General features: G+C 65.3%; 27 protein-coding genes and 1 tRNA gene. 13 read left to right on the top strand and 15 right to left on the bottom strand.

Annotated elements, in window-relative coordinates; all coding sequences use genetic code 11:
* Positions 1-60: 60 nt before the first annotated feature.
* Genes B9Y97_RS18210 through B9Y97_RS16295 form a run of 4 tightly spaced genes read right to left on the bottom strand, consistent with a single transcriptional unit; the run spans position 61 to position 3,299 of the window.
* Positions 61-207: a hypothetical protein gene (locus B9Y97_RS18210; RefSeq protein ID WP_176224401.1), complete on the bottom strand. Its 147-nt coding sequence runs from the start codon at positions 205-207 to the stop codon at positions 61-63.
* A complete protein-coding gene (gene sufB / locus B9Y97_RS16305; protein WP_085528315.1) occupies positions 207-1,742 on the bottom strand; it encodes a Fe-S cluster assembly protein SufB in 1,536 nt (511 codons plus the stop codon). Before sufB ends, B9Y97_RS18210 begins: the two co-directional genes overlap by 1 nt.
* 13 nt (positions 1,743-1,755) lie before the next feature.
* On the bottom strand, positions 1,756-2,805 hold the full coding sequence (locus B9Y97_RS16300) for a cysteine desulfurase family protein (protein ID WP_085527736.1): 1,050 nt from the start codon (positions 2,803-2,805) through the stop codon (positions 1,756-1,758).
* Between the two features lie 8 nt (positions 2,806-2,813).
* A complete protein-coding gene (locus B9Y97_RS16295) occupies positions 2,814-3,299 on the bottom strand; it encodes a Fe-S cluster assembly transcriptional regulator IscR (RefSeq protein ID WP_085527735.1) in 486 nt (161 codons plus the stop codon).
* 150 nt (positions 3,300-3,449) lie between these two features.
* Between B9Y97_RS16295 and B9Y97_RS16290 the strand changes: the two genes are divergently transcribed.
* From B9Y97_RS16290 to B9Y97_RS16280, 3 genes are read left to right on the top strand one after another with little or no spacing between them, the layout of a single operon-like run.
* Positions 3,450-4,103 (top strand): alpha/beta hydrolase, encoded by a 654-nt coding sequence (locus B9Y97_RS16290; RefSeq protein WP_085527734.1) that lies wholly within the window; start codon positions 3,450-3,452, stop codon positions 4,101-4,103.
* Between the two features lie 19 nt (positions 4,104-4,122).
* On the top strand, positions 4,123-4,341 hold the full coding sequence (locus B9Y97_RS16285) for a hypothetical protein (RefSeq protein ID WP_085527733.1): 219 nt from the start codon (positions 4,123-4,125) through the stop codon (positions 4,339-4,341).
* 34 nt (positions 4,342-4,375) lie between these two features.
* A complete protein-coding gene (locus B9Y97_RS16280; RefSeq protein WP_085527732.1) occupies positions 4,376-5,086 on the top strand; it encodes a VIT1/CCC1 transporter family protein in 711 nt (236 codons plus the stop codon).
* A gap of 7 nt (positions 5,087-5,093) precedes the next feature.
* On the opposite strand, the gene B9Y97_RS16275 is transcribed toward B9Y97_RS16280, so the two are convergent.
* Together B9Y97_RS16275 and ctaA are read right to left on the bottom strand one after the other, a co-directional pair.
* Positions 5,094-6,572, bottom strand: a complete 1,479-nt coding sequence (locus B9Y97_RS16275; protein WP_085527731.1) for a carboxypeptidase M32 — start codon at positions 6,570-6,572, stop codon at positions 5,094-5,096.
* A 10-nt stretch (positions 6,573-6,582) separates the two neighbouring features.
* Positions 6,583-7,728: a heme A synthase gene (gene ctaA / locus B9Y97_RS16270; RefSeq protein ID WP_085527730.1), complete on the bottom strand. Its 1,146-nt coding sequence runs from the start codon at positions 7,726-7,728 to the stop codon at positions 6,583-6,585.
* A gap of 254 nt (positions 7,729-7,982) precedes the next feature.
* Between ctaA and gyrA the strand changes: the two genes are divergently transcribed.
* Positions 7,983-10,670 (top strand): DNA gyrase subunit A, encoded by a 2,688-nt coding sequence (gene gyrA, locus B9Y97_RS16265; RefSeq protein ID WP_085528314.1) that lies wholly within the window; start codon positions 7,983-7,985, stop codon positions 10,668-10,670.
* Between the two features lie 107 nt (positions 10,671-10,777).
* Positions 10,778-11,503, top strand: a complete 726-nt coding sequence (locus B9Y97_RS18025; protein ID WP_139828354.1) for a hypothetical protein — start codon at positions 10,778-10,780, stop codon at positions 11,501-11,503.
* Here B9Y97_RS18025 and B9Y97_RS18395 read toward each other — a convergent pair.
* Positions 11,442-11,648 carry a DUF6471 domain-containing protein gene (locus B9Y97_RS18395; RefSeq protein WP_085527729.1) on the bottom strand — a complete coding sequence of 69 codons (207 nt, stop codon included), beginning with the start codon at positions 11,646-11,648 and terminating at the stop codon, positions 11,442-11,444. The two genes, B9Y97_RS18025 and B9Y97_RS18395, sit on opposite strands and share 62 nt — an antisense overlap.
* Positions 11,649-11,751: 103 nt before the next feature.
* On the opposite strand from B9Y97_RS18395, the gene B9Y97_RS16255 reads away from it, so the two are divergent.
* The 3 genes from B9Y97_RS16255 to B9Y97_RS18450 all read left to right on the top strand — a co-directional run bounded on the left by B9Y97_RS16255 (position 11,752) and on the right by B9Y97_RS18450 (position 13,288).
* The gene (locus tag B9Y97_RS16255; protein WP_085528313.1) at positions 11,752-12,717 is read left to right on the top strand and encodes an IS1595 family transposase; all 966 of its coding nucleotides are present in this window, start codon (positions 11,752-11,754) and stop codon (positions 12,715-12,717) included.
* Positions 12,718-12,853: 136 nt separating this feature from the next.
* On the top strand, positions 12,854-13,093 hold the full coding sequence (locus B9Y97_RS16250) for a DUF1902 domain-containing protein (RefSeq protein WP_085527728.1): 240 nt from the start codon (positions 12,854-12,856) through the stop codon (positions 13,091-13,093).
* 3 nt (positions 13,094-13,096) lie between these two features.
* Positions 13,097-13,288: a type II toxin-antitoxin system HicA family toxin gene (locus tag B9Y97_RS18450; RefSeq protein WP_085527727.1), complete on the top strand. Its 192-nt coding sequence runs from the start codon at positions 13,097-13,099 to the stop codon at positions 13,286-13,288.
* Here B9Y97_RS18450 and B9Y97_RS16240 read toward each other — a convergent pair.
* A complete protein-coding gene (locus B9Y97_RS16240; protein WP_176224399.1) occupies positions 13,271-13,594 on the bottom strand; it encodes a hypothetical protein in 324 nt (107 codons plus the stop codon). The genes B9Y97_RS18450 and B9Y97_RS16240 overlap by 18 nt on opposite strands.
* Before the next feature lie 195 nt (positions 13,595-13,789).
* Between B9Y97_RS16240 and trmFO the strand changes: the two genes are divergently transcribed.
* Positions 13,790-15,133 (top strand): methylenetetrahydrofolate--tRNA-(uracil(54)-C(5))-methyltransferase (FADH(2)-oxidizing) TrmFO, encoded by a 1,344-nt coding sequence (trmFO, locus tag B9Y97_RS16235; RefSeq protein WP_085527725.1) that lies wholly within the window; start codon positions 13,790-13,792, stop codon positions 15,131-15,133.
* Between the two features lie 131 nt (positions 15,134-15,264).
* Entirely contained in the window at positions 15,265-16,098 is an 834-nt protein-coding gene (gene gluQRS / locus B9Y97_RS16230; protein ID WP_085527724.1) for a tRNA glutamyl-Q(34) synthetase GluQRS, read from the top strand.
* A 28-nt stretch (positions 16,099-16,126) separates the two neighbouring features.
* Here gluQRS and modC read toward each other — a convergent pair whose 3' ends face one another.
* From modC to B9Y97_RS16210, 4 genes are all read right to left on the bottom strand, one after another.
* A complete protein-coding gene (gene modC / locus B9Y97_RS16225; protein WP_085527723.1) occupies positions 16,127-17,233 on the bottom strand; it encodes a molybdenum ABC transporter ATP-binding protein in 1,107 nt (368 codons plus the stop codon).
* A complete protein-coding gene (gene modB, locus B9Y97_RS16220) occupies positions 17,230-17,898 on the bottom strand; it encodes a molybdate ABC transporter permease subunit (protein WP_085527722.1) in 669 nt (222 codons plus the stop codon). The genes modC and modB overlap by 4 nt, the downstream gene beginning before the upstream one ends.
* Before the next feature lie 3 nt (positions 17,899-17,901).
* Complete coding sequence (modA, locus tag B9Y97_RS16215; RefSeq protein ID WP_085527721.1) at positions 17,902-18,684, bottom strand: molybdate ABC transporter substrate-binding protein; 783 nt, start codon at positions 18,682-18,684, stop codon at positions 17,902-17,904.
* A gap of 71 nt (positions 18,685-18,755) precedes the next feature.
* Positions 18,756-19,139 carry a winged helix-turn-helix domain-containing protein gene (locus B9Y97_RS16210; protein ID WP_085528312.1) on the bottom strand — a complete coding sequence of 128 codons (384 nt, stop codon included), beginning with the start codon at positions 19,137-19,139 and terminating at the stop codon, positions 18,756-18,758.
* A 181-nt stretch (positions 19,140-19,320) separates the two neighbouring features.
* Between B9Y97_RS16210 and B9Y97_RS18205 the strand changes: the two genes are divergently transcribed.
* Together B9Y97_RS18205 and B9Y97_RS16205 are read left to right on the top strand one after the other, a co-directional pair.
* Entirely contained in the window at positions 19,321-19,461 is a 141-nt protein-coding gene (locus tag B9Y97_RS18205; protein WP_176224398.1) for a hypothetical protein, read from the top strand.
* Positions 19,462-19,571: 110 nt separating this feature from the next.
* Entirely contained in the window at positions 19,572-20,477 is a 906-nt protein-coding gene (locus B9Y97_RS16205) for a CE1 family esterase (protein WP_085527720.1), read from the top strand.
* 53 nt (positions 20,478-20,530) lie between these two features.
* Here B9Y97_RS16205 and ndk read toward each other — a convergent pair whose 3' ends face one another.
* Together ndk and B9Y97_RS16195 are read right to left on the bottom strand one after the other, a co-directional pair.
* Positions 20,531-20,953 carry a nucleoside-diphosphate kinase gene (gene ndk / locus B9Y97_RS16200; RefSeq protein WP_085527719.1) on the bottom strand — a complete coding sequence of 141 codons (423 nt, stop codon included), beginning with the start codon at positions 20,951-20,953 and terminating at the stop codon, positions 20,531-20,533.
* Between the two features lie 161 nt (positions 20,954-21,114).
* Positions 21,115-21,945, bottom strand: coding sequence for a DUF2059 domain-containing protein (locus B9Y97_RS16195; protein WP_085527718.1), 831 nt, complete (start codon positions 21,943-21,945; stop codon positions 21,115-21,117).
* A gap of 145 nt (positions 21,946-22,090) precedes the next feature.
* Here B9Y97_RS16195 and B9Y97_RS16190 point away from each other — a divergent pair.
* Positions 22,091-22,180: transfer RNA gene (locus tag B9Y97_RS16190), tRNA-Ser, on the top strand.
* Positions 22,181-22,222: 42 nt separating this feature from the next.
* Here the strand turns inward: B9Y97_RS16190 and B9Y97_RS16185 are convergent.
* Positions 22,223-23,233, bottom strand: a complete 1,011-nt coding sequence (locus tag B9Y97_RS16185) for a GlxA family transcriptional regulator (RefSeq protein WP_085527717.1) — start codon at positions 23,231-23,233, stop codon at positions 22,223-22,225.
* Positions 23,234-23,299 lie beyond the last annotated feature (66 nt).

Raw genomic sequence — 23,299 nt, 5'->3', positions numbered from 1 at the left:
GGGCGCTCGATCTTCGGCGCTTCAACCATTTGAGCCATCTCGTTCACTCCGAACCGGACTTTACCGCTTCACCTTCGGATAGCAGGTCGATCCCTCGATCTTCACGCGCACCGGCGCCATCTGCGCCGCATGGCGTTTCCAGCCGACGGTCATGGCGGCGGCGAGCGCCACCACGAGAAACACGATGGTTGTCCAGATTGCCCACATCAGCCGACACTCCCTTCCAGTGAAATCGCCACGAGTTGCTGCGCTTCCATGGCAAACTCCATCGGCAGCGCCTGCAAGACTTCACGCGCGAAGCCGTTGACGATCAGCGCCACCGCGGCTTCCTCACCGATGCCGCGCTGGCGGCAGTAGAACAATTGCTCCTCGTCCACCCGCGAGGTCGTCGCCTCGTGCTCCACGCGGCTCGAATTGTTCTTCACCTCGATGTAGGGCACGGTGTGTGCGCCGCACTTGTCGCCGATCAGAAGGCTGTCGCACTGGGTGTAATTGCGGCTGTTCTTGGCCTTGGGGTGCATCGAGACGAGGCCGCGGTAGGTGTTTTGCGCCACCCCCGCCGAAATCCCCTTCGAGACGATCCGGCTCCGCGTGTTCTTGCCGAGGTGGACCATCTTGGTGCCGGTGTCGGCCTGCTGGTGGTTGTTGGTGATCGCGATGGAATAGAACTCGCCCTGGCTGTCGTCGCCGCGCAGCACGCAGGAGGGGTATTTCCACGTCACCGCCGAGCCGGTCTCCACCTGCGTCCACATCACCTTGGCGCGGTCGCCGCGGCAATCGGCGCGCTTGGTGACGAAGTTGTAGATCCCGCCCTTGCCGTTCTCGTCGCCGGGGTACCAGTTCTGAACCGTGGAATACTTCACCTCGGCGTCTTCGAGGATGACGATCTCGACCACCGCGGCGTGAAGCTGCGCCTTGTCGCGCTGGGGCGCGGTGCAGCCTTCAAGGTAGCTGACGAAGGCGCCCTTGTCCGCAATGATCAGGGTGCGCTCGAACTGGCCGGTGTTTTCCGCGTTGATGCGGAAATAGGTCGAAAGCTCCATCGGGCAGCGCACCCCCTCGGGGATGTAGACGAAGGAACCGTCGGAAAACACCGCCGAGTTCAGCGTGGCATAGAAGTTGTCGGACTGCGGCACGACCGAGCCGAGGTATTTTTTCACCAGTTCGGGATGTTCCCGGATCGCCTCGGAAATCGAGCAGAAGATCACGCCGGCCTGCTCCAGTTCCTTCTTGAAGGTGGTGCCGACGCTGACACTGTCGAACACCGCGTCGACCGCCACCTTGCGCTCGGAATTGGCGCCGTCGGCAGGAACCTCGTCCGCGCCTTCGACGCCGGCGAGAATCATCTGTTCCTTCAAGGGGATACCGAGCTTCTCGTAGGTCGCCAGCAGCTTCGGATCGACCTCGTCGAGCGACTTGGGCTTGGTTTCCATGCTTTTCGGGCGGGCGTAGTAATACTGGTCCTGAAAGTCGATCTCTGGATAATCGACCATCGCCCACGCGGGCTCTTTCATTTCCAGCCAGCGCCGGTAGGCCTGAAGCCGCCACTCGGTCATCCATTCCGGCTCGTCGTTCTTGGCCGAGATCAGCCGCACGATATCTTCGTTCAACCCCTTCGGGGCGTAGTCCATCTCGATATCGGTTTCCCAGCCGTACTTGTATTTCCCGCCAAGCGAACGGACGGCCTCGACGGTATCTTCCTCGACACCTTCCTTGATGACAACTTCGTCGGTTCCAGCCATCTTCGCTTCTCCTTCAGGAAGCCCGCGCACGGGCTTGAAATTTCTCGTGTTCCCGGCTCCAGGCCTTGGCGAAGCGCAACACATCGTCGCGCGTCGTGTCCGGCCCCAGCGAAACCCGTATGGCGCTCGCGGCAGCCACGTCGTCGTAGCCTAGGGCCTTGAGCGCGCGGCTCGCCTTGACTTTTCCCGAGGAACAAGCGGAGCCCGCCGAAACGGCGAACCCCGCCAAGTCCATCACCATCACTTGTGTCTCCCCTTTCCACCCCGGAGTGATGAAGCACGAGGTGTTCGGGAGCCTGTTCGCGTCTTTCCCGACAAAAATAGTCTCTTTTGCGGATTCGGCAAGATTTTTTTCTAGAATATTTCTAAGTTCGGCAACGCGGTCCCAGGTTCCAGCCTCAAGATCCCGCGCCGCCGCTGCCGCCGCGGCCCCGAATCCAGCTATTCCAACAAGGTTTTCCGTGCCCGAGCGCCGCCCCATCTCCTGCCCGCCGCCGCGGATACGCGCGTCGAGTTCAAGGCCGCGCCGCAAGATCAACGCGCCGATGCCCTTGGGGCCGCCGATCTTGTGAGCCGATACCAGCGCCATGTCGGCACCCGACCAGTTGAAGGCGAAGGCGATCTTGCCGAAGGCCTGCGTCGCGTCCGTGACCGCCAAGCCGGCAGGCAGATCCTGAACTATGCCGGTCTCGGAATTGGCCACCTGCAGCGCCGCGCGGGCCGGATCGGGCACCACCACTGCGCCTTGGGCATCGCACGCCAGCGCCGCCTCGCACCAGGCCAGCACGGCATCGTGCTCGACCCCGGCGCAAACCAGCCCCCGGCCCGCCATCGCCAGCGCGGCGGCTTCGGTGGCCCCGGAGGTGAAGACGATCTCGGCCCCCTCGGCGCCCACCGCCGCGGCCACCTGCCGCCGCGCCTTCTCGACCAGCGCCTTGGCGGCCCGCCCCTCGGCATGGACGCTGGAGGGATTGCCGACCAGGTTCATCGCGGCGATCATCGCGGCCTGCGCCTCGGGGCGCAGCGGCGCCGTGGCGTTCCAGTCGAGATAGGTCCGCGCCACGCCCGGCCTCAGGCGTCGTCTTCGGCGGGCGCGTGGACCTCGTCGACGACATGGAAGATCGAGGGCACCGCCGGACAGGGTGCCAGTTCGTTATGCACCACGTCCGACAAGCGGGTCTGGTGCAGGAAAACATAGACATGCGCCGAAAGCCCCTCCCACAGCCGGTTGGTGAGGCTCTGCGCCTTGGAGCCCGAGCGTGCGCCCGAGGCCCCTGCCCCGGTGTGCATCGCGCTGACGGTTTCGTCGACCGCTTCGAGCACCTCGGCCACGCGGATCTCGGCACAGGGCTTGGCCAGCCGGTACCCGCCGCCCGGCCCGCGCACGCTCTCGACCAGCCCGGCCCGGCGCAGCTTCACGAAGAGCTGTTCGAGATAGGGCAGCGAAATGTTCTGCCGCTGCGACAGGTCGGTGAGCGACAGCAGCGTGCCCTCGTCCTGCATCGCCAGATCGGCGAGCGCGACCATCGCGTAGCGCCCCTTGGTAGAAAGCTTCATGCCCAAACCCCTCGAAACATTGACGTGCGGCCCCCTCGCCAATATGTGAACGGGAGCGCCTTCCCCGCAACGCCGCGGAGAATGCAACCGTATTAGGGTGCCCGACTTTTTTCGTCAAGAAATGCGGGCCGTAGGAGAGACCGAGAACACATGCCCGAGGTGATTTTTCCCGGCCCCGAGGGTCGGCTCGAAGGCCGCTACCACGCCCAACGTGAGAAGGACGCACCGATCGCCATCGTCCTGCACCCGCATCCGCAGTTTGGCGGCACGATGAACAACAAGGTGGTCTACAACCTGCACTACGCCTTCCACCGGATGGGCTTCAACGTGCTGAGGTTCAATTTCCGCGGCGTCGGCCGCAGCCAGGGCGAATACGACCAGGGCGTGGGCGAGTTGTCCGATGCCGCTTCCGCGCTCGATTACCTTCAGTCGATGAACCAGAACGCCAAGCATTGCTGGGTCGCGGGGTTCAGCTTCGGGGCGTGGATCGGGATGCAACTGCTGATGCGCCGGCCCGAGATCACCGGTTTCATCAGCGTGAGCCCGCCGGCCAACATGTACGACTTCTCCTTTCTCGCGCCCTGCCCGGCTTCCGGCCTGGTGATCAACGGCACCGCCGACCGGGTGGCCCCGCCCACCGATACCCATGCGCTGGTCGACAAGCTGCACGAGCAGAAGGGCATCACCATCACCCATACCGAGGTCGAGGGGGCCGGGCACTTCTTCGAGAACGATCACATGGACACGATGCTCGGCGCGGTCGATGGCTACGTGCGCCGACGCTTGACCGAAACCACGCGCTGAGCCGGGCACGGAGACCGCCATGAGCCTTCAGGACGACGTAGCCGACAAGCTCGCGCGAGAAGTTCTCGCGCTGGTCGCGGAAACCGGCGACGAAGACATCGTGGAAGACATCAAGAAGGTGATCGGCACCTCGTCGACCACCCTCGAAGAGGCTTACATGACGGCCGTCCGGGTGCGCCGGGCGGAGGCACGCGCGATGGCGCTGCTGGATCAGAAGCGACGCGCGGGCGGCGACTGAAACCGCCGCCTGAGGCGGCAGGGAGACCGACAGGATGCGCCTCAACCCTCACGGCACCCTGCGCACCTATCTCAAGCAGATCGTCTACGGCGGCAATGACGGCATCATCACCACCTTCGCCATCGTCGCGGGGTTTGCCGGCGCGCAGGCCCATGGCGCGGCGGCCATCGGCGCGCTCGCGGTGCTGGTCTTCGGCATGGCCAACCTCACCGCCGACGCGGTCTCGATGGGCATGGGCGAATTTCTCTCCGGCCGCTCGAACCGCGATCTCTACCGCGCGCGCCACGTTGAAGCGCAACAGACCGCCGCCGCCGATCCCGAAACCGCCGCCGACCGGCTCGCCGGTCATCTCGCCGCGCAGGGCCTTGCCCCCGAGGCGGCGCGCCACACCGCCGACCACCTCGCCACCAGCCCGACCCTGATGGCCGACCTGATGCTGCGCTACGACCACGGCATGGAAGCGCCCGACGCGCATAATCTCGGGGTGCGGGCGTGGATGACCTTTGCCGCCTTCGTGCTGTTCGGCGCGATCCCGCTGCTGCCCTATATCATCGCGCCCGCGGCCGGGGCGGTTTTCGCCACCTCGCTGGCGGCCACGGCGCTGGCGCTGGCGCTTCTTGGCGTTCTGCGGTGGCTGGCGACCCGTGAATCCCTCACCCGTTGCGTCGCCGAAACCCTCGCGCTCGGCGGGCTATGCGCGGGCGTGGCCTTTGGCGCGGGGCGGCTCGTCGCCGGGTTGGGTTGAGCCCCTGTCACAACCGGTAGAGCGCGGCGAACTTCGCTTCGAGGTAGTCGAGCAGCGGCACCTCGCTCGGGGCCTCGCCGCAGGCGCGGGTGATGAGGTCTTTCGGCTCAAACAGCCCGCCGTGACGTTGCAGCCGCTCGCCGAGCCATCCGGTCACCCGGGCGGCATCGCCGCGCGCAAGGTGATCGTCGAGATCGGGCATCTCGGCGCGCATCGCCTTGTAGAGGCAGCCGGCATAGACATTGCCGAGCGAGTAGGTCGGGAAATAGCCAAACAGCCCGACCGCCCAGTGCACATCCTGCAGGCAGCCATTCGAGGCCTTGTCGACCGCGACGCCGAAATCGGCCTCGAACCGGCTGTTCCATGCCTCTTCGAGGTCGGCCACCTCCAGCCGCCCGGCGATCAGGTCGCGTTCGAGATCGAAGCGCAGGAGGACGTGCAGGTTGTATTGCACCTCGTCGGATTCGGTGCGGATGTAGCCCGGATGCACCCGGTTCGCGGCGCGCCAGAAACTCTCGGCATCGGCGATGTTCATCTCGCCAAACGACACCCGGAACCGCTCGAAGAGCCAGCCGGTGAAGGCCTGTGACCGGCCAAGCTGGTTCTCGTAGATCCGGCTCTGGCTCTCATGCACCCCCATCGACACACCCTGGCCCAGCGGGGTGAGCAGATAGGCGCGGTCGATGTTCTGCTCGTAGCTCGCGTGGCCGGTCTCGTGAATGGTGGAATAGACCGCGCCGAACGGGTCGGTCGGGCTGGTGCGGGTGGTGATCCGCACGTCGAGCCCGGAGCCCGAGGAGAACGGATGCACCGCCTTGTCGATCCGCCCGTGCGCCATGTTGTAGCCGAAGGCGCGGGCGAGATCGCGGGTCAGCTTCATCTGCGCCTTTTCGTTGAACTTGCCGGCGAGCGGCTCGGGCTGGTGGTCCGCCCCCAGCACCCGGTCGCGCAGCGCCACCAGGCGCGGGCGCAGGGCGGCGAACATCGCCTCCAGCTCGGCAGCACTCGCCCCCGGCTCGTAATCGTCGAGCAGCGCGTCGTAGGGATCGCCCCCGGCGGCGAGCGCCTGCGCCTCGTCGCGCTTGAGCGCCACGATCCGCGCCAGCGTCGGCGCGAACCCGGCGAAATCGTCGGCCGCGCGGGCCTCGGCCCACCTGCCTTGCGATTCCGCCGTCAACCGCGCCAACTCCCCCGCGAGCGTCACCGGAACCCTTGTCTGGCGGTCGAAGCGGCGGCGGATGTGGCGCAAGGCGGCCTGCCCGACCTCGTCGAGGCTTTCCGGGTCGATGGATTGCAGCCATTCGCCAACGCGCGGGTCGGTATGGCGGGCATGCAGCACATGGCTCAGCGCCTCCGCTTCCTCGGCGCGCTGCGGTGCCGCGCCGCGCGGCATCACGGTTTCCTGGTCCCAGCCGAGCCGACCGGCGATCTGGCCAAGGGCCTGGGTCTGGCGCTCGAAGGCAATGAGATCGTCGTAATGGTTCATGGTGTTCTCCTCAGCCCCTCACCGATTGCGCCGGGGGATAACCGGCCCGGAACCGTGCCACCAGAACCACCACCCAGGCCAGGATCGCCCCGGCCTGGTGGGTGATCGCGACATGCAGTTGCGCGCCGTTCAGAACAGTGACAATCCCGAGCACCATCTGTGCCAGCAGCACCCCCGCCGCCACTGTGAACCCGGTGCGCACCGCCCGCGACGCCGCGCGCCGCGCGCGCAGGAAGGCCACCAGCGCGAAGATGATGAGCAAATAGCCCGCGACCCGGTGGATGAACTGCACCAGCCCCGGGTTCTCAAAGAAGTTGCGCCACAGGGGCTCGATATCGAACGGGTCGGGCGGGATGATCTGCCCGGCCATCAGCGGCCAGTCGGTATAGCTGCGCCCGGCGTCGATCCCGGCCACCAGTGCCCCGAGCACGATCTGTAGCAAGGTGAGATGCATCAACCCGGTGCCAAGACCGAACAGCCGTTTCTCGCGCAGTCGCCGCGCTTGCAGGATCTCGGCTTGCGGGCGCGAAAGCTCGAGCACGGCCCAGACGATCAGCCCGAGGATGACGAAGGCCAGCCCGAGATGGAGCGCCAGCCGGTAGGACGCCACCGAGGTGCGGTCGCCGACGAGGCCCGAGGCCACCATCCACCAGCCGACCGCGCCCTGCACGCCGATCAGCACGCCGATGACAAGCAACCGCGCCTTCCAGCCGGTCGGGATCTTGCCCGCCGCCCAGAAGCCGACAAATCCCGCGATCCAGACCAGCCCGATGATCCGGCCGAGGAACCGGTGCCCCCATTCCCACCAGTAGATCACTTTGAACTGGTCCAGCGTCATCGCGTGGTTCACCAGCCGGAACTCCGGCGTTTGCTGATACTTGGCAAAGGCGACGGCCCAATCCTGTGCGCCCATCGGCGGCAAGGTGCCGATCACCAGCGCCCATTCGGTGATCGAAAGGCCGGACTCGGTGAGCCGGGTCAGCCCGCCGACGAGGATCATCACCACCACCAGAACGAAGAGGGCGACGAGCCAGCCGCGGATCGCCCGGCGCGCGCCCGATGCGCCGCCGCGGTCGATCATCCCGGTCTGGACCTGCCTGCCGCCCTTGTCGGCGGCCTCGCCCACGTCCTCGAAAATGCTGCGCTTGCCTGCCATGGCTCTCCCCTTCGCGGTTGCGGGCGATATTTACGGACCATGGCGCGAATGCCAAGGCACGAAAGCGCGAAAACGCCCGGATCGGTCGCGTCCGGGTGCGGAAAAACCGCGCCGCTCCATTGCACCCAAAGGCTTGTGGGTGGTATAAGCAGCCGATCCATATCCTGTGTGTCCTCGACGCGCGAAATCACACCAAGAAGAACACGGCGGACAACGTGAACGACACCCCGGAAACCCCTGAAACGCCCGGCGAAATGCCGCCCGAGCGCCCGATCCACAGCGGCCCCTCGATCTCGATCGAGCAGGAGATGCGCACCTCCTATCTCGATTACGCGATGAGCGTGATCGTGAGCCGTGCCATCCCCGACCTGCGCGACGGGCTCAAACCGGTGCATCGGCGCATCCTTTACGCCATGCACGAGGGCGGCAACAGCCACGACAAGCCCTACCGCAAATCGGCCCGCGCGGTGGGCGACACGATGGGGAAATACCACCCGCATGGCGACAGCGCGATCTATGATGCGCTGGTGCGGATGGCACAGGATTTCTCGATGTCGCTGCCGCTGCTCGATGGCCAGGGCAACTTCGGCTCGATGGACGGCGACCCCCCCGCCGCCATGCGCTACACCGAAGTGCGCATGGACAAACCGGCCCAGGCGCTGCTCGAAGACATCGAGAAAGACACCGTCGATTTCCAGGACAACTACGACGGCAAGGACCGCGAACCCACGGTGCTGCCGGCGCGCTATCCCAACATGCTGGTCAACGGTGCCGGCGGCATCGCGGTGGGCATGGCCACCAATATCCCGCCGCACAACCTCGGCGAGGTGGTCGAGGCCACGCTGGCGCTGATCGAGAACCCCGATCTCGACTCGATCCAGTTGATGGAGTATGTGCCCGGCCCCGATTTTCCCACCGGCGGGATCATGCTGGGCCGGTCCGGGGCCCGCAAAGCCTATTCCGAGGGGCGCGGTTCGGTGATCATCCGGGCCAAGACCCGGGTCGAGGAAATTCGCAAGGACCGCTACGCCATCGTCGTCGACGAGATCCCCTACCAGGTCAACAAGGCCACGATGATCGAGAAGATGGCCGAGCTGGTGCGCGACAAGCGGCTCGAGGGCATCTCCGCGATTCAGGACGAGAGCGACCGCGTCGGCGTGCGGGTGGTGATCGAACTCAAGCGCGACGCCACGCCGGAAGTGGTGCTGAACCAGTTGTTCCGCTTCACCGCGCTGCAAACCTCCTTCGGCTGCAACATGCTGGCGCTCAACGGCGGCCGTCCCGAGCAACTGACGCTGCACGATTTCCTCAGGCATTTCATCAACTTCCGCGAGGAAGTCGTGGCCCGGCGCACGGCCTTCCTGCTGCGCAAGGCGCGCGAGCGCAGCCATGTGCTGGTCGGCCTCGCGGTCGCGGTGTCGAACGTCGACGAGGTGGTGGCCACGATCCGCGCCTCGGCCGATGCTGCCGAGGCACGCGAGAAGCTGATGACCCGGCGCTGGCCCGCGCGCGAGATCGCGCCCTTCATCGCGCTGATCGACGACCCGAGCCACAAGATGAACGACGACGGCACTTATAACCTGTCGGAAACCCAGGCCCGGGCGATCCTCGATCTGCGGCTCCAGCGGCTCACCCAGATCGGGGTCAAGGAGGTCACCGACGAGCTTGAAGACCTCGCGGCGAAGATCAAGGACTACCTCGATATCCTGCGTTCGCGCGAGCGGATCATGGCGATCATCTCGGATGAGCTGCGCGAGGTGCGCGACGCCTACGCGGTGCCGCGCCGCACCGAGATCGTCGACTGGTCGGGCGACATGGACGACGAAGACCTGATCGAGCGCGAGGACATGGTGGTGACGATCACCCAGTCGGGCTGGGCCAAGCGCACCCCGCTGGCCGAGTTCCGTGCCCAGCGGCGGGGCGGCAAGGGCCTCTCCAGCATGGCGACCAAGGACGAAGACGTGGTCACCACGCTGTTCGTGGCCAATACCCACACCCAGTTGCTGTTCTTCACCACCGACGGCATGGTCTACAAGCTCAAGACATGGCGCCTGCCGCTTGGCGGACGCACCGCGCGCGGCAAGGCGATCGTCAATATCCTGCCGATCCCGCAAGGCGTCTCGATCGCCGCGATCATGCCGGTCGACGCGCCGGAGGAGGAATGGGGCAATCTCCAGATCGTCTTCGCCACCTCCACCGGCGACGTGCGCCGCAACGCGCTGTCGGATTTCACCAACGTGATGCGCAACGGCAAGATCGCGATGAAGTTGCCCGAGGGGGTGGAACTGGTGAACGCCCGGATCTGCACGGCCGACGACGACGTGATGCTGGTGACCGAAAGCGGCCGCGCGATCCGCTTTCCCAGCACCGATGTGCGGGTGTTCCAGGGCCGCTCCTCCACCGGCGTGCGCGGCATCCGGCTGCGGTCGGAGGATGACCGCGTGGTCTCGATGGCGGTGATCCGCCACTTCGAGGCCAGCGCCGACGAGCGCGCCGCCTATCTCAAGATGCGCCGGGCGTTGGCGGGGGCCGATGACGAGGGTGCCGAGGACGAACCCGAAGGCGATATCTCGCCCGAGCGGTTCGAGCAAATGCGCGCCGCCGAAGACCTCATCCTCACCATCACCGAAGCGGGCACCGGCAAGCTTTCGTCGAGCCACGACTACCCGGTGCGCGGGCGCGGCGGACAAGGCGTGCAGGCCACCGACAAGGCGATGCGCGGCGGCGCTCTGGTGGCCTCGTTCCCGGTCGGGATCGACGACCAGGTGATGCTCGCCACCTCGAAGGGCCAGTCGATTCGCTGTCCCGTCGAAGGCATCTCGTTCCGCTCGCGCGGCGCGGGCGGGGTCAAGGTGTTCAACACCGGCCCCGGCGAAAAGGTGGTCTCGGTCGCCTGGATCGCCGAGAAGGACGAGGACGACGAGACCGAAGGCGAGGGCTGAGGCCCCCGCCCGGCTTCTTGGGTCCGCAAATACCCGGGCTTATGTAGCAAACGCACCAACCACAAACGCTCTCGACTCGCTCGCTGGAGTCGTGAGATGACTCTACCATGTTCAAAAAAGACAGTCTTGACCGGTTCTTCTCTAAACTGGAATGGCAGTGGTCTCTTGCAAATTTGCTTTGGGGCGCTGGCGCTATCGCGTTCACTGCCTTGCCCGCCTGGGCGGTGAGAACCGTGGGCATTATGTCAGAATACGCGCCGTTGTCGTGGGTACTGAGCGGAATGGCGGGGTTTATGATCTTCGTCCTCGGCTTCTACGTGTACTCCATCGCGCGTGGTCGGGTTGTTAGGGCTAGGTATGACAACCGAGCCTTGGCGAAAGGCGGCAGCGCAAATCCAATGGACAAGGTGTTTGAGAGGAAGCGCATCTACATAAATGAGTTCATTCTTCCGTCGAGTCCGGCACTATTTGATAAGACCTTTGTAGATTGTGAACTTATTGGACCAGCAAACATATTTTTGTCGTTCGGTAACCGTCTCGATGATTTGGTACTGCCGAGATCAGACGCAATCGCTATCCGTGATGGTGTTAGTGTCTTCAATATGTACCAATTGGGCGGCTGCACATTTCGGCGATGCTCATTCCAGAGGATCACCTTTTTCGTTTCTGAGGCTGAGTATGCACACTTCAAGGGATCAGAAATGCTGAATTGGATATCATTCGTGCCAGATTCAGAGTTCCCCTTGCTAAAAACGGACGAGCCAAAAGCTATCACAGGTGAAGGTCAGACACCTCAACAGCATCAAGAGCCTGAAGAAGAAAAGCCGCGCTGAACTTCCCACGCGACAACTTGTTCCTGATGTTGACCTCTTTGTCGCCGATCATGTCGGCCAACTGCGCATATGTCACGCCCTTCCGCTTCAACTCGGCCTTCAGGATGTTCGCGGCCTTGGATTCCCATTCCGTGTGGTCTGGCATGTCTCACCTTTTTTGATAAAAGTATCGTATTTGATGATATACGCCCTTGAACTGGATACGTCTAGGTATCATATCTGTTACATAGGTAATGGATATGATGACAATGGCACAACACTTTCTTCTCTCCGCAGCGGCCCGCACTCTCAGCCTTCGTTCGATCTACAAGGCTGGCGAAGAAGCGGCCTACCGGACCTTCTGCGAAATGCGCTGGCCCGAGACGAATGGCGAGGCGGTTTGCCCGATCTGCGGTCATGACGAAACCTACACCATCACCACCCGCCGCAAGTTCAAGTGCAAGGCTTGCCACCACCAGTTTTCGGTGACGAGCGGCACGATCTTTGCCTCGCGCAAGATGGACTTCGTGGATCTCCTCGCCGCGATCTGCATCACCGTGAACGCCTCTAAGGGCGTGTCCATGGTCCAGCTTTCGCGCGATCTGGACTGCCAATACAAAACCGCCTTCGTGCTGGCCCACAAGCTGCGCGAAGCAATGGCTCAGGAAGTCCACACGGGCGAGGTTCTGGATGGGCACGTTGAGATTGACGGCGCGTACTTCGGCGGTCACATCCGCCCTGAGAACCGCAAGGAAGACCGCAAGGACCGCCGCCTGAAAGCCCACCAGACCGGCAAGCGCCGCGTCGTGGTGGCCCTGCGCGAGCGCGTGGGCCGTACCCTGCCGTTCGTCGCCATGAGTGAGGGCGAAGGCGTTGCGCTGGCGAACGAGAACATCAGCCGCATGGCGACCATTTCCGCAGACGAAGCGAGCCATTGGGACATGCTTCATGCGGGCTGGAACGTGGACCGCGTGAACCACAGCGAAGTTTACAGCGACCACGGCAAGCACACGAACATGGTGGAAAGCTTCTTCTCACGTCTGCGCCGCATGGTGTCGGGCCAGCACCACCACATCAGCCCGCAGTACCTCTACCAGTACGCGAACCACGCCGCTTGGCTGGAAGACAACCGCCGCACCGACAACGGGACGCTGGCGCATGTACTGGTGTCGAATTCGATGGGCGCGCCGGTCAGCCGCCAGTGGAAAGGTTACTGGCAGCGAGAGGCACAATAGCACCGCGTAGTAACGTGACTTTTACTGACGCTTGCAAAGGTATGTCTGATAGCCATATCCTTGACGTAACCCCAGCACAACATGGGAGCGTCCGCAGAGACGCACAGACCAGTGGGAGACAGCCGTGAGTAACCGAATGTTCTACATCAAGGCGATATGGGACGAAGACGCGCAAGTCTTTGTGTCGGAGAGCAACATTATTGGCCTTCACATCGAAGCCAAAACCCTGAAGGAATTTGAACGCATTATGCAAGATAATGCGACTGATCTCATCATGGCGAATCACATCAAGCCGAATGAATTTGTTACAAAACGATTCAAAGACCTGATTCCAACGATCATGTATCGTGGCGAAAACGGCTTCGCTGCGGCATAGTTTGTGGTCGATGGTTTTCAGAAACAAGTGATCAAAGAACTCAAGAGGCTTGGGTATTACAGGGATGGAGGGTCTAAGCACCCAAAATGGTGCCACGACGGTGGAAAGCCAACCATCATGGTGCCGCACAAAATCCTAAGCAAACACACAGCGAAAAGCATTCTTGAGGAGGCCGGTTCAGACCTTAAACTGTAAGGCCCACACCCGCCCCTCGTGCGACACCAGCCCCTTTGCCCTCAGCGCAGACAGCGCGGCATCGGTCCGCCAGTACGCGCACTCCGGCGACACGTCTGGACGTAGCGCGGCGATATGGTCCACCAACTCACGGCGGGTCTTCCCGCCGTCCCTGAGCGCGTCCAGCACCATCTTTTTCATCTGTCCGTTCTTGGCAATCGGTCCGTCAGGGACAAACGCCTTCGGAAGCCTCACACCCCGTAGCAACAGCAATGCCTCGACGTGTTCCAGGCCCTCCCCGCCGGTCCGTATCAGATCGCGGCGCATGGCGAGTAGAGCGTTGTTGATGGTCCTGTCCTGCATGGGCACATGATGATTCACATCGGCGGCGGGGTCAGCTAGATTGTTGGTGCGTTTGATACATAAGGCCGCAAATACCTTCGGGGGTGAATTGGCCGAAAGGCCAAGAGGGGGCAGACAGCCCCCTTTCCTTCGCCGCCGCGCTCGCCTACATCGCGGGGCATGACAGACACACTTCATATCGTTGGCGGCGGCATGGCCGGCTCCGAGGCGGCCTGGGCGGCGGCCAAGGCCGGGCTCGACGTGGTGATCTACGAAATGCGCCCCCGCGTCGCCACCTTCGCGCACCAGACCGGCAAGCTCGCCGAGATGGTCTGCTCCAATTCCTTCCGCTCCGATGACAGCGAGCAGAACGCGGTGGGGCTCCTGCACTGGGAAATGCGCGCGGCGGGTTCGCTCACCATGGAAGCGGCGGATGCCAACCGCCTGCCCGCGGGCGGCGCGCTCGCGGTCGACCGTGAGGGGTTTTCGCAATTCGTCAACGACCGGCTGCGTGGCTTGCCCAATGTCACCGTTGTCGATGAGGAGATCACCGCGCTGCCCGGCGAGGGCCACTGGATCTTCGCCACCGGCCCGCTCACCTCCGAGGCGCTGGGCCGCGCGATCCTCGCCGAGACCGGTGCCGAGCGGCTGGCCTTCTTCGACGCCATCGCCCCGATCGTCTACGCCGACAGCATCGACATGGACGTGGTCTGGGCGCAATCGCGCTACGACAAGGGCGAGACCGAGGAGGAACAGCGCGCCTATCTCAACTGCCCGATGACCAAGCCGCAATACGAGGCCTTCATCGACGCGCTGCTGGCGGCCGAGAAGACCGAGTTTCACGACGGCGAAACCGCGACCTATTTCGACGGCTGCCTGCCGATCGAGGTGATGGCCGAACGCGGCCGCGAAACCCTGCGCCACGGGCCGATGAAGCCGGTCGGGCTGACCAACGCGCACAAACCCGATGAAAAGGCCTATGCCGTGGTGCAGCTCCGGCGCGACAACGCGCTCGGTACGCTGTTCAACATCGTCGGGTTCCAGACCAAGATGAAATATGGCGCGCAAACGCAGGTCTTGCGGATGATCCCGGGGCTGGAGAATGCGCAGTTCGCCCGCCTCGGCGGCATTCATCGCAACACCTTCATGAACGCGCCGACCCTGCTCGATGGCGAGATGCGGCTGAAATCGCGGCCCAACGTCCGCTTCGCCGGACAGGTCACCGGGGTCGAGGGCTATGTCGAATCCGCCGCGATGGGAATGCTCGCCGGACGGCTTGCGATTGCCGAGATCACCGGGCGGCGGCTGCCGCCGGTGCCAGCGACAACGGCGACGGGCGCGCTGGTGACCCATATCACCGGCGGGGCGGACGCGAAGACCTTCCAGCCGATGAACGTGAATTTCGGGCTGTTTCCCCCGGTCGAGGGGCTGAAGGCGGGCCGGCGCGGACGGCGTGACCGTTACAAGGCCTATACCGACCGCGCCAAGGCCGATTGGCAGGGCTGGCTCGACGCCGGGGCCTGAGGATTTCCCCGCGCTGCGCGCGGCGACCAGGCCGGGGGGCGCTGCCCCCCGGACCCCCCGGGATATTTTCGGAAAGATGAAGGGGGCAGGCAGGTCTTGCTCGGCCGATCCCCGCCGCCTAGCTTCGCGCCATGATCACCCGCTTCGCCCCCTCGCCCACCGGGCTCCTGCACCTCGGCCACGCCTTCTCGGCGCTGACCGCCTGGGACATGGCGCGCGCTGAGGGGGGCGTCTTCCTGCTCCGGATCGAGGATATCGACGGGCCGCGCTGCCGCCCCGAGTTCGAGCGCGCGATCGACGACGATCTGCATTGGCTCGGCCTCGACTGGCCGCTGCCGGTGATGCGCCAGTCCGAGCGGCTGCCGGCCTATGGTGCGGCGCTTGCACGGCTTGCCGGGATCGGCGTCACCTATCCCTGTTCCTGCACCCGCGCCGACATCCGCGCGGCCCTCACCGCGCCGCAGGAGGGGGCGCCCGGGCCCGATGGCCCGCCTTATCCGGGCACCTGCCGGGGCCGGGCGATGGCAAGCCTCCGGCCCGGCGATGCGATCCGTCTCGACATCGCCCGCGCCGTGGCGATCACCGGGCCGATCGCCTTCGAGGAGACCGGGCCGCGCCATCCCGGGCGGCACACGTTTCGGCCCGACGAGATGATCGCCGGCATCGGCGACGTGGTGCTCGCGCGCAAGGATATCGCCACGTCCTATCACCTTTCGGTGGTGGTCGATGACGCGGCGCAGGGCGTCACCCACGTGGTGCGCGGCGAAGACCTGTTCGCCGCGACGCCGCTCCACGTGCTCCTGCAACGCCTGCTCGGCCTTCCGGTGCCACGCTATCACCATCACCGGCTGATCCGTGACGAGACCGGCAAGCGCCTTGCCAAGCGCGACGATGCCCGTGCGATACGCGCCTATCGCGAGGCGGGCGAGACGCCGGCGGGCCTTCGCGCCCTGGTGGGGCTCTGAGCGCAGCAGCGGCAAGTTCGCAGGCCGATCAGCGCCCGCCGTCGGGCCAATCTGCCGGGGCCACGTTGTCGCGCGCCACCGACATGGTCTTCAGGATCGCATGCACAGCGTCGCCCGGGGCGAGGCCAAGATCGGTGAGCGCCCGCCGGGTGATCCGGGCAAGGATCTCGTCCTCCCCCACCGCGATATGAACGATCACCGCGGGCCCTTCCCCGGACACGATCCGCGCAACCTGGCCGGGAACGATGTTCTGTGCCGAAAGGCCTTCGGGCCGGGCCCGCGACAGGATTACTTCATGAGCCATGATGCGAACCTTGAGACGGGTGCCGGGGGCGGCGTCGATCCGGGGCAGAAGCAGCGGGCCGGAAGCCGCTTCGAGCCGGGTCAGGCCGTCGTCGGTGTGTTCGGTGACGGTGGCGGGCAGAATCGCGGCCAGTTCGCGCAGACCCATCGCGCGCAGCGCCGCCGGGTCCGACATCACCTCCGCCGTGCTGCCCTGGCTCAAGACCGTGCCTCGCTCGATCACCACCATGCGGTCGGCCAGAACCTGCGCCTCGTTCACGTCATGGGTGACCAGCACCACCGGCATGTTCAGATGCGCGCGCAAGGCGACAATCTCGCCGTGGAGCTTTTCGCGCGTGGCACGGTCGACCGCCGAGAACGGCTCGTCGAGGAGCAGCGCGTGGGGCCGGCGGGCGAGCGCGCGGGCGAGCGCAACCCGCTGTTGCTGGCCGCCGGAGAGCGCGGCGGGCCTGCGGTCGGCCAACCCGGCGAGATTGACCAGTTCGAGCAAGCGTTCGGCCTCGATCCGGGGGGCCTTCGCCTCGCGCCCCATCGCCGCGATGACGTTCTGCGCCGCCGTCATGTGCGGAAACAGGGCGAAATTCTGGAACACGACCCCGACGCGGCGGCGATGCGGCGGCAAATCGACCCCGGTTTCGGTATCGAGCCAGGTTTCGCCGTCCACCCGCACCCGCGCGGCCTGCGGCCGCCACAGCCCGGCAATGGTGCGCAGGAGCGTGGTCTTGCCCGATCCCGAATGCCCGACCAGCGCCAATAGCTCGCCCGGATCAACCCGGAAGTCGGCCGCGAGCGGGATCGGCGCGCGCGCGCGGGCCATCACTTCAAGGCTCATGACAACCGCCGCCCGACCCGCGCCGAGAGGGCATAGGTCAACCCGATGGTGAAAAGCGAGATCGCCACCAGCACCGCCGCCATCAGTCCGGCAGCCTCCATGTCGAAGGCCTGCACCCGGTCATAGATCGCGATCGCAACGGTCCTGGTTTCGCCGGGGATCGCGCCGCCGACCATGAGCACGATGCCGAATTCGCCAAGGGTATGGGCAAAGGTCAGCACCATTGCCGTCATCACGCCCGGCCAGGCCAGCGGCAGCTCCACCCGCCACAGCGCGGCGAGCGGCGACATCCCGCAACAGGCGGCGGCCTCGCGCACGTCGCGCGGCACCGCCTCGAAACCGCGCTGCGCCGGTTGGATCGCGAATGGCAGGTTGAAGATCACCGAGGCCAGCACCAGCCCCTCGAAGCTGAACACGAGCTGGTGGCCGAAAATGTCCTGCCAGGCTTGCCCGATCGGCGAATTGCGCCCGAAGGCGACCAGCAGGTAGAAGCCGAAGACCGTGGGCGGCAGAACCAGCGGCAGCATCACCAGCGCTTCGACGAAGCCCTTGCCGGAGAACCGCCGGTAGGCCAGAGCGCGCCCGGCGAACACCGAGACCGGCAGCAGGATCGCCACCGTCCAGGCCGCGAGACTGAGCGAGAGCTTGAGGGCGTCCCAGTCCACGCTCTATTCCTCGGATACCGAAAAGCCATAGCGCGCCATGATACGGCGCGCAGGCGGCGACTGGATATAGGCATAGAAAGCCTCGGCGGCTGCGCCCGCGTTGGTCAAGAGCGCCATGCGCTGGCGCAACGGCGCGTGCCAGGTCTCGGGGATCAGGGCATGGCTGCCGCGCGCGCCGACCTCGGGGGCGAGCGCCAGCGAATAGGCGATGATCCCACCCTCGGCATTGCCCGACAGGGCGAACTGCGCGGCCTGGCTGACGTTCTCGCCCAGCACCATGACCGGTTGCAGATCGGCCCAGAGCCCGCGCGCCTTGAGCGCCTCCATCGCGCGCATCCCGTAGGGGGCGTGGTCGGGATTGGCGATGGCGAACCGCGTGATCTGCCCGGCTTGCAGCATCGCTTCGAGGTTTTCCAACTCGGCATCGGGCAAAAGCGACGAGCCATGCGGCGCGATCACCACGAGCCTGCCGAGCGCATAGAGCGTGCCGGCATCGCGGGTGAAGCCGTCGGCGGCGAGCTCTGCGATGAAGCGCTCGTCGGCGGCCATGAAGATCTCGTAAGGTGCGCCCTCGCGGATCTGGCGGGCGAAATTCCCGGTGGAGCCGAAGGCCAGCCGCACCTCATGGCCGGTTTCGGCCGCAAAGGCCTCGGCAATTTCCGTGACCGCGAATTGCAGATCGGAAGCCGCGGCGACAACCGGGGGTTCGGCGGCGCTGGCGCGACCTGCAAGGCCAAGACAGACAACGGCGGCAAGCAAAGCGCGTGTAGCGATCCGGCCGAGCATGAAAACGCCTCCTGGGGTCCGTCGTTATGTTCTTGCGACCATATCGCCTATCGGTCGCGCCATGGCAAGCCTCATCCCTGCGCGGGGGGCTGTTTCAAAAGGGCTTCCATCGCCGCCAACGGCCCCTGCCCGGCCGCCTCGGCCTCGGCAACGAAATCGCGGTAGTGCGCCAGCACCTCGTGCCCGGTCGGGGTCAACACCGCGCCGCCGCCACCGGGGCCGCCGCGCACGCGCTCGACCAGAGGGGCGCGGAACATCGCGTTCAGAGTTTCGATCAACATCCAGGCGCGCTTGTAGCTCATCCCCATCTCGCGCCCCGCTGCCGCGATCGAGCCGCAGCGGTCGATGCGGGCCAGAAGCTCGGCCTTGCCCGGCCCCATCATCCGGCCTTCGCCAAAGACGATGCGGATGCGCAAGCGGGGGGTGTCCGGGGTGGCTTGTGAAGGATCGGTCATGTCACCTGTGCCGGGTGCGCGGCCCACGAGACCAACCATTGCCATGATCTTGCCATATTCTTGCCACCCTCTATCCGAATTGCACGACGATAATGAAACGATAGTCTTCCGACAAGAGAAGGCCACGAGGTAAGTGAGGCGCAGGATCGACGGAGTTCGATCGCCGCCAGGAGCAGCAAAGATGGCACGCAAGGACCCACCGAAGCCCACCAGATCGACAAGCGAGTCGGGGGCGTCAGAGACCCAGCCCAAGGGCACCACGCCAAAAACACCCGAAGTGCCGGTTCTGAGGCCGGTCTACTCGGATTGGGCGCTGATCTGAACCTTCCTTTTCGGCGATGACCCGCTCACCCTCGGGCACGGACAGGCATTCGGCGTTGACCCTCAAGCATGCGCTTCCTAGCGTTCACACTCTGACCTCGCAGGGCGTCCATGCGCATTCTCGCCATTCTGGCCATCCTTTTCCTCGCCTCCCCCATCCGGGGCGCGACAACGGAAATCGAATTTGACTTCGAGGGCCTGCCGCGCAGCTTTGCCGTCACCATCCCCGACGGTCTCGACGCCCCTGCCCCGATGATCCTTGCCTTGCACGGATTGCTCGAAACCGGCAGCACGATGCGCCAGCGCATCACCGCGGGGCGTTTCGACGAGATCGCCCGGGAATTCGGCGTGGTGGTGGTCTACCCGACGGCCTTCACCCGGGTGTGGAACCTCGGCGAAGGCATCGGGGCGCAGCGGATCGTTCCCCGGCGCGACGACATCGCCTATCTGCAGCGGGTGATCGAGATGGTGCAAGCGCGGATCGATATTGATCCCGAGCGGATCTTTTCGGCCGGTTTCTCGCAAGGCGGGATCATGAGCTTTGCCCTTGCGTGCAAGAACCCGGGGCTGATCCGCGCGGTCGGGTCGGTTGCCATGGCGCTGCCCGAGGGTCTGGCCGAGGATTGCGCCCGCCACCCGCCCGACGGGGTGGTTCTGATCCATGGCACCGAGGATTGGGTCGTGCCGATTGATGGCGGCTCGATCGCCTCCGGCCCCGGCGCCTCGATGGCGCTGATGGGCCACGACCGCAGCGTCGATTTCTTCCGCCTGATCAAGGGGTGTTCCGGGGACGCCGAAACCCGTCGCTTCGATGCGCTCGACGATGGCACATTTGCCGACCGGCAGGGGTGGTACACCTGCGACACGGGCGCGGTGGAGGGATACCGGATCGACGGCATGGGCCATCGCTGGCCCTCCGGCGATACCCTTCTGCCGTTTTCGCCGCCCATCGACCGCACCACCTTCGAGATCGACGGGGCCGCGGCAATCTGGGGGTTCTTCTCGCGGTTCCAATGAAAAAACCGCCTCGAAAGGCGGTTTTTCGTTTCTTCCAACGCAGATGCGGCGGTTCAGCCGACCAGGTCGAGACCGGCGAAGAAATAGGCGATCTCCTCGGCGGCGGTTTCCGGCGCGTCGGAGCCGTGCACCGAGTTCTCGCCCTTCGACAGCGCGAAATCCTTGCGGATGGTGCCATCGGCGGCCTCTGCCGGATCGGTTGCGCCCATCACTTCACGGTATTTCGCGATGGCGTCTTCGCCTTCGAGCACCTGCACGACAACCGGCTCGGAGATCATGAACTCGACAAGCTCGCCGAAGAACGGGCGCTCGCGGTGCACGCCGTAGAAGGTTTCGGCCTGCTCGCGGGTCATGCGGATGCGTTTCTGGGCGATGATGCGCAGGCCGGCAGCCTCGATCTTGGCGTTGACCGCGCCGGTGAGGTTGCGCTTGGTCGCGTCGGGCTTGATGATAGAGAAGGTGCGTTGAATGGCCATGTCGGTCCTCTTGAAATTACGGCGATATGCGTGCTGACCCGGGGCGCAATACCCCGGCGAGCCTCGCGCGCCTGCTAGCACGCGGACGCGGCGATGGAAAGACCGCCCGTGCACCATGCCGCAAAGCGCCGCGGCGCGTTGCACAGGGCCCCGGTCGGGCCTCAGATATCCTGTTCCGGCGTCAGCCCCGGCAAGGCCTCCGCAAGGGCCTCGTAGCGTTCCGCCATCACCTGAAACTGGATCGCGTTCAGGATCTCGTAGACCTGCCGCATCGGCTCGGCTTCCAGCGCGGCGCGATAGGCGCTGATATCTGCGTCGGAGAGATCACGGTAGGTGTAGGCCGCGCCGAGCATCGAGAACATGGCAATGTTGCTGCGGATCTCGGGGGCCTGCTCTTCCAGCAAGGCGCGCAGTTCGGCCTCGGAGTAGTCAATATCGACGCTGCCCGCCGCCATCGCCGCGAGCAGGTAGCGCAGTTGCACTTCGAGCACCGCGCGCAGGCTTGATTCGACGCCGCCGATGGCGTCCAGCATCGCGCCGTAATCCTCAAGCCGCGCCGGGTTTTCCTCGCTGAGCCGCGCGACAATCTCCTCGCCCTCGGCGTGGCGTTGGTCGTCGTCCGTCCTGTGGCTCGCGTTTTCGACCTCGACGAGCCGCTGGCCAAGTTCGGAGCCGTAAAAATCCACGCCATGTTCGAGCAGCGCATCGGGCAGCACCGCCGCCATCATGTCGACGGCGCGCTCCAGCATCAGGTCGGGCTCGAACACCCGCTCGGCCAGCGCGGTGTATTGGCGGCCGAAGGCATCGGCGGCGTCGCCGGTGATGCCGGGCCCCGCCATGGCGCCCTGCTGCATCGAGGTGATCGCCACGTCGAAGCCGGTGATCTCGAGGAATTCACGGTATTCGCTCCGTTCCGCCGCGCTCGCGGCAAGCCCCCAGAGCGGGGCCAAGGCAAGCACGAGCGCCGCAATGATGTGTTGATGAACCCGCATGAGTGCCTCCTCGCAACTGTCTGCCCGTCAAAGACTAGGCACCCCACCAAGCCGCCACAAGTGCCGCGGCGCGCGGCAGTCGCGGATCGGCGGAAATGAGGGGTTGCGCCCCGGTCGCGCTGGCATTATGTCCCCGCGAGACCGCGGAGAGGTGCCGGAGTGGTCGAACGGGGCGGTCTCGAAAACCGTTGTCCCTTCACGGGGACCCAGGGTTCGAATCCCTGTCTCTCCGCCAGATTGCCCACCGCCCGCAAAGCCGATCCGTAGGTCCCGCGTCTCAGCCGTTTCGGGGCACGGCGAACTTGCGCCGGTAGACGCCCGGGGTGACACGGGCGATGCGCTTGAACAGCCGCCGGAACGCCGCCGCGTCTTCGTAGCCAACCTCCCAGCTGATCTGGTCGATCGGCCGGTCGCCCTGTTCGAGTTTCCGCTTCGCCTGGTCGATCCGGACCTGGTGCACATAGGCGATCGGACCAAGGCCGGTTGCGCGCTTGAACCGCCGCTCGAAGGCGCGCGCCGACAGACCGGAGCGGCGGGTCATCTCCGTCACCGGGCTTGCAACCGCGAAATTCTGCCGCAGCCAATCCTGCTGGCGGCGAACGATGCCGTCGCCATGGTCGGTGTTGGGCAGGAACGGCAGGTAGGGGGCCTGGCCTTCGGCGTGGCGCTCCAGAAGTTCGAACCGCGCGATCGCCTGGGCCGCGCCGGGGCTGACGAAACGGCCGATCAGGTAGAGTGCGAGATCCTGCCACGAGGCCGCGCCGCCCGCCATGGCGAACTCCTCGTGCTCGCCGGCGGTGACCAGAACCTCCTCGAGATGCAGCTCGACCCGCGGAAATGCCCGCCGGAAAGCGGGCCCGAACGCCCAGTGCGTCGTGGCCGGGCGGCCGTCGAGCAGCCCGGTTTCGGCCAGAAGCCCGAGGCCGGTGCAGGCCGAGCACAACATCGCGCCGCCTTCGTTCATACGCTGCATCCACGCCACCAGTTCGGGGTGGCGGCCCATTGGCCAGTTCTCCTCCACCGCCATCGTCGGCACGATCACGATATCGGTTCGCGCCACCTCGTCCACGCCGCGCTGGATCGTGATCGGCAGGCCGCTGCCCGCGGCCACCGTCATCGGCGCGGTTCCGACGATCTCGACGGCAAAAGGCGGGGTCGCGGGCACGGAAGCATGGAAATGCGCCACCACCGGGAAGGCGGTGAGCACTTCGTAGAGCCCGGCAATGGGCATCGCCAGCGTGCCCGGAACCGCAACAAGGCTGACGTGCAGGGGTGGCGACTTGCTCATTTTCGCCCTCCGCGACGGAAATGGACCGATCACGACGAGTCTCGCGCTTATCCGGCCCGCGCTCAA

The sequence above is a fragment of the Maritimibacter sp. HL-12 genome (assembly GCF_900177545.1).
Taxonomy (GTDB): domain Bacteria; phylum Pseudomonadota; class Alphaproteobacteria; order Rhodobacterales; family Rhodobacteraceae; genus Sinisalibacter.
The sequence above is the reverse complement of the archived record's forward strand: the minus strand, read 5'-3'. Positions and strand labels throughout refer to the sequence as shown.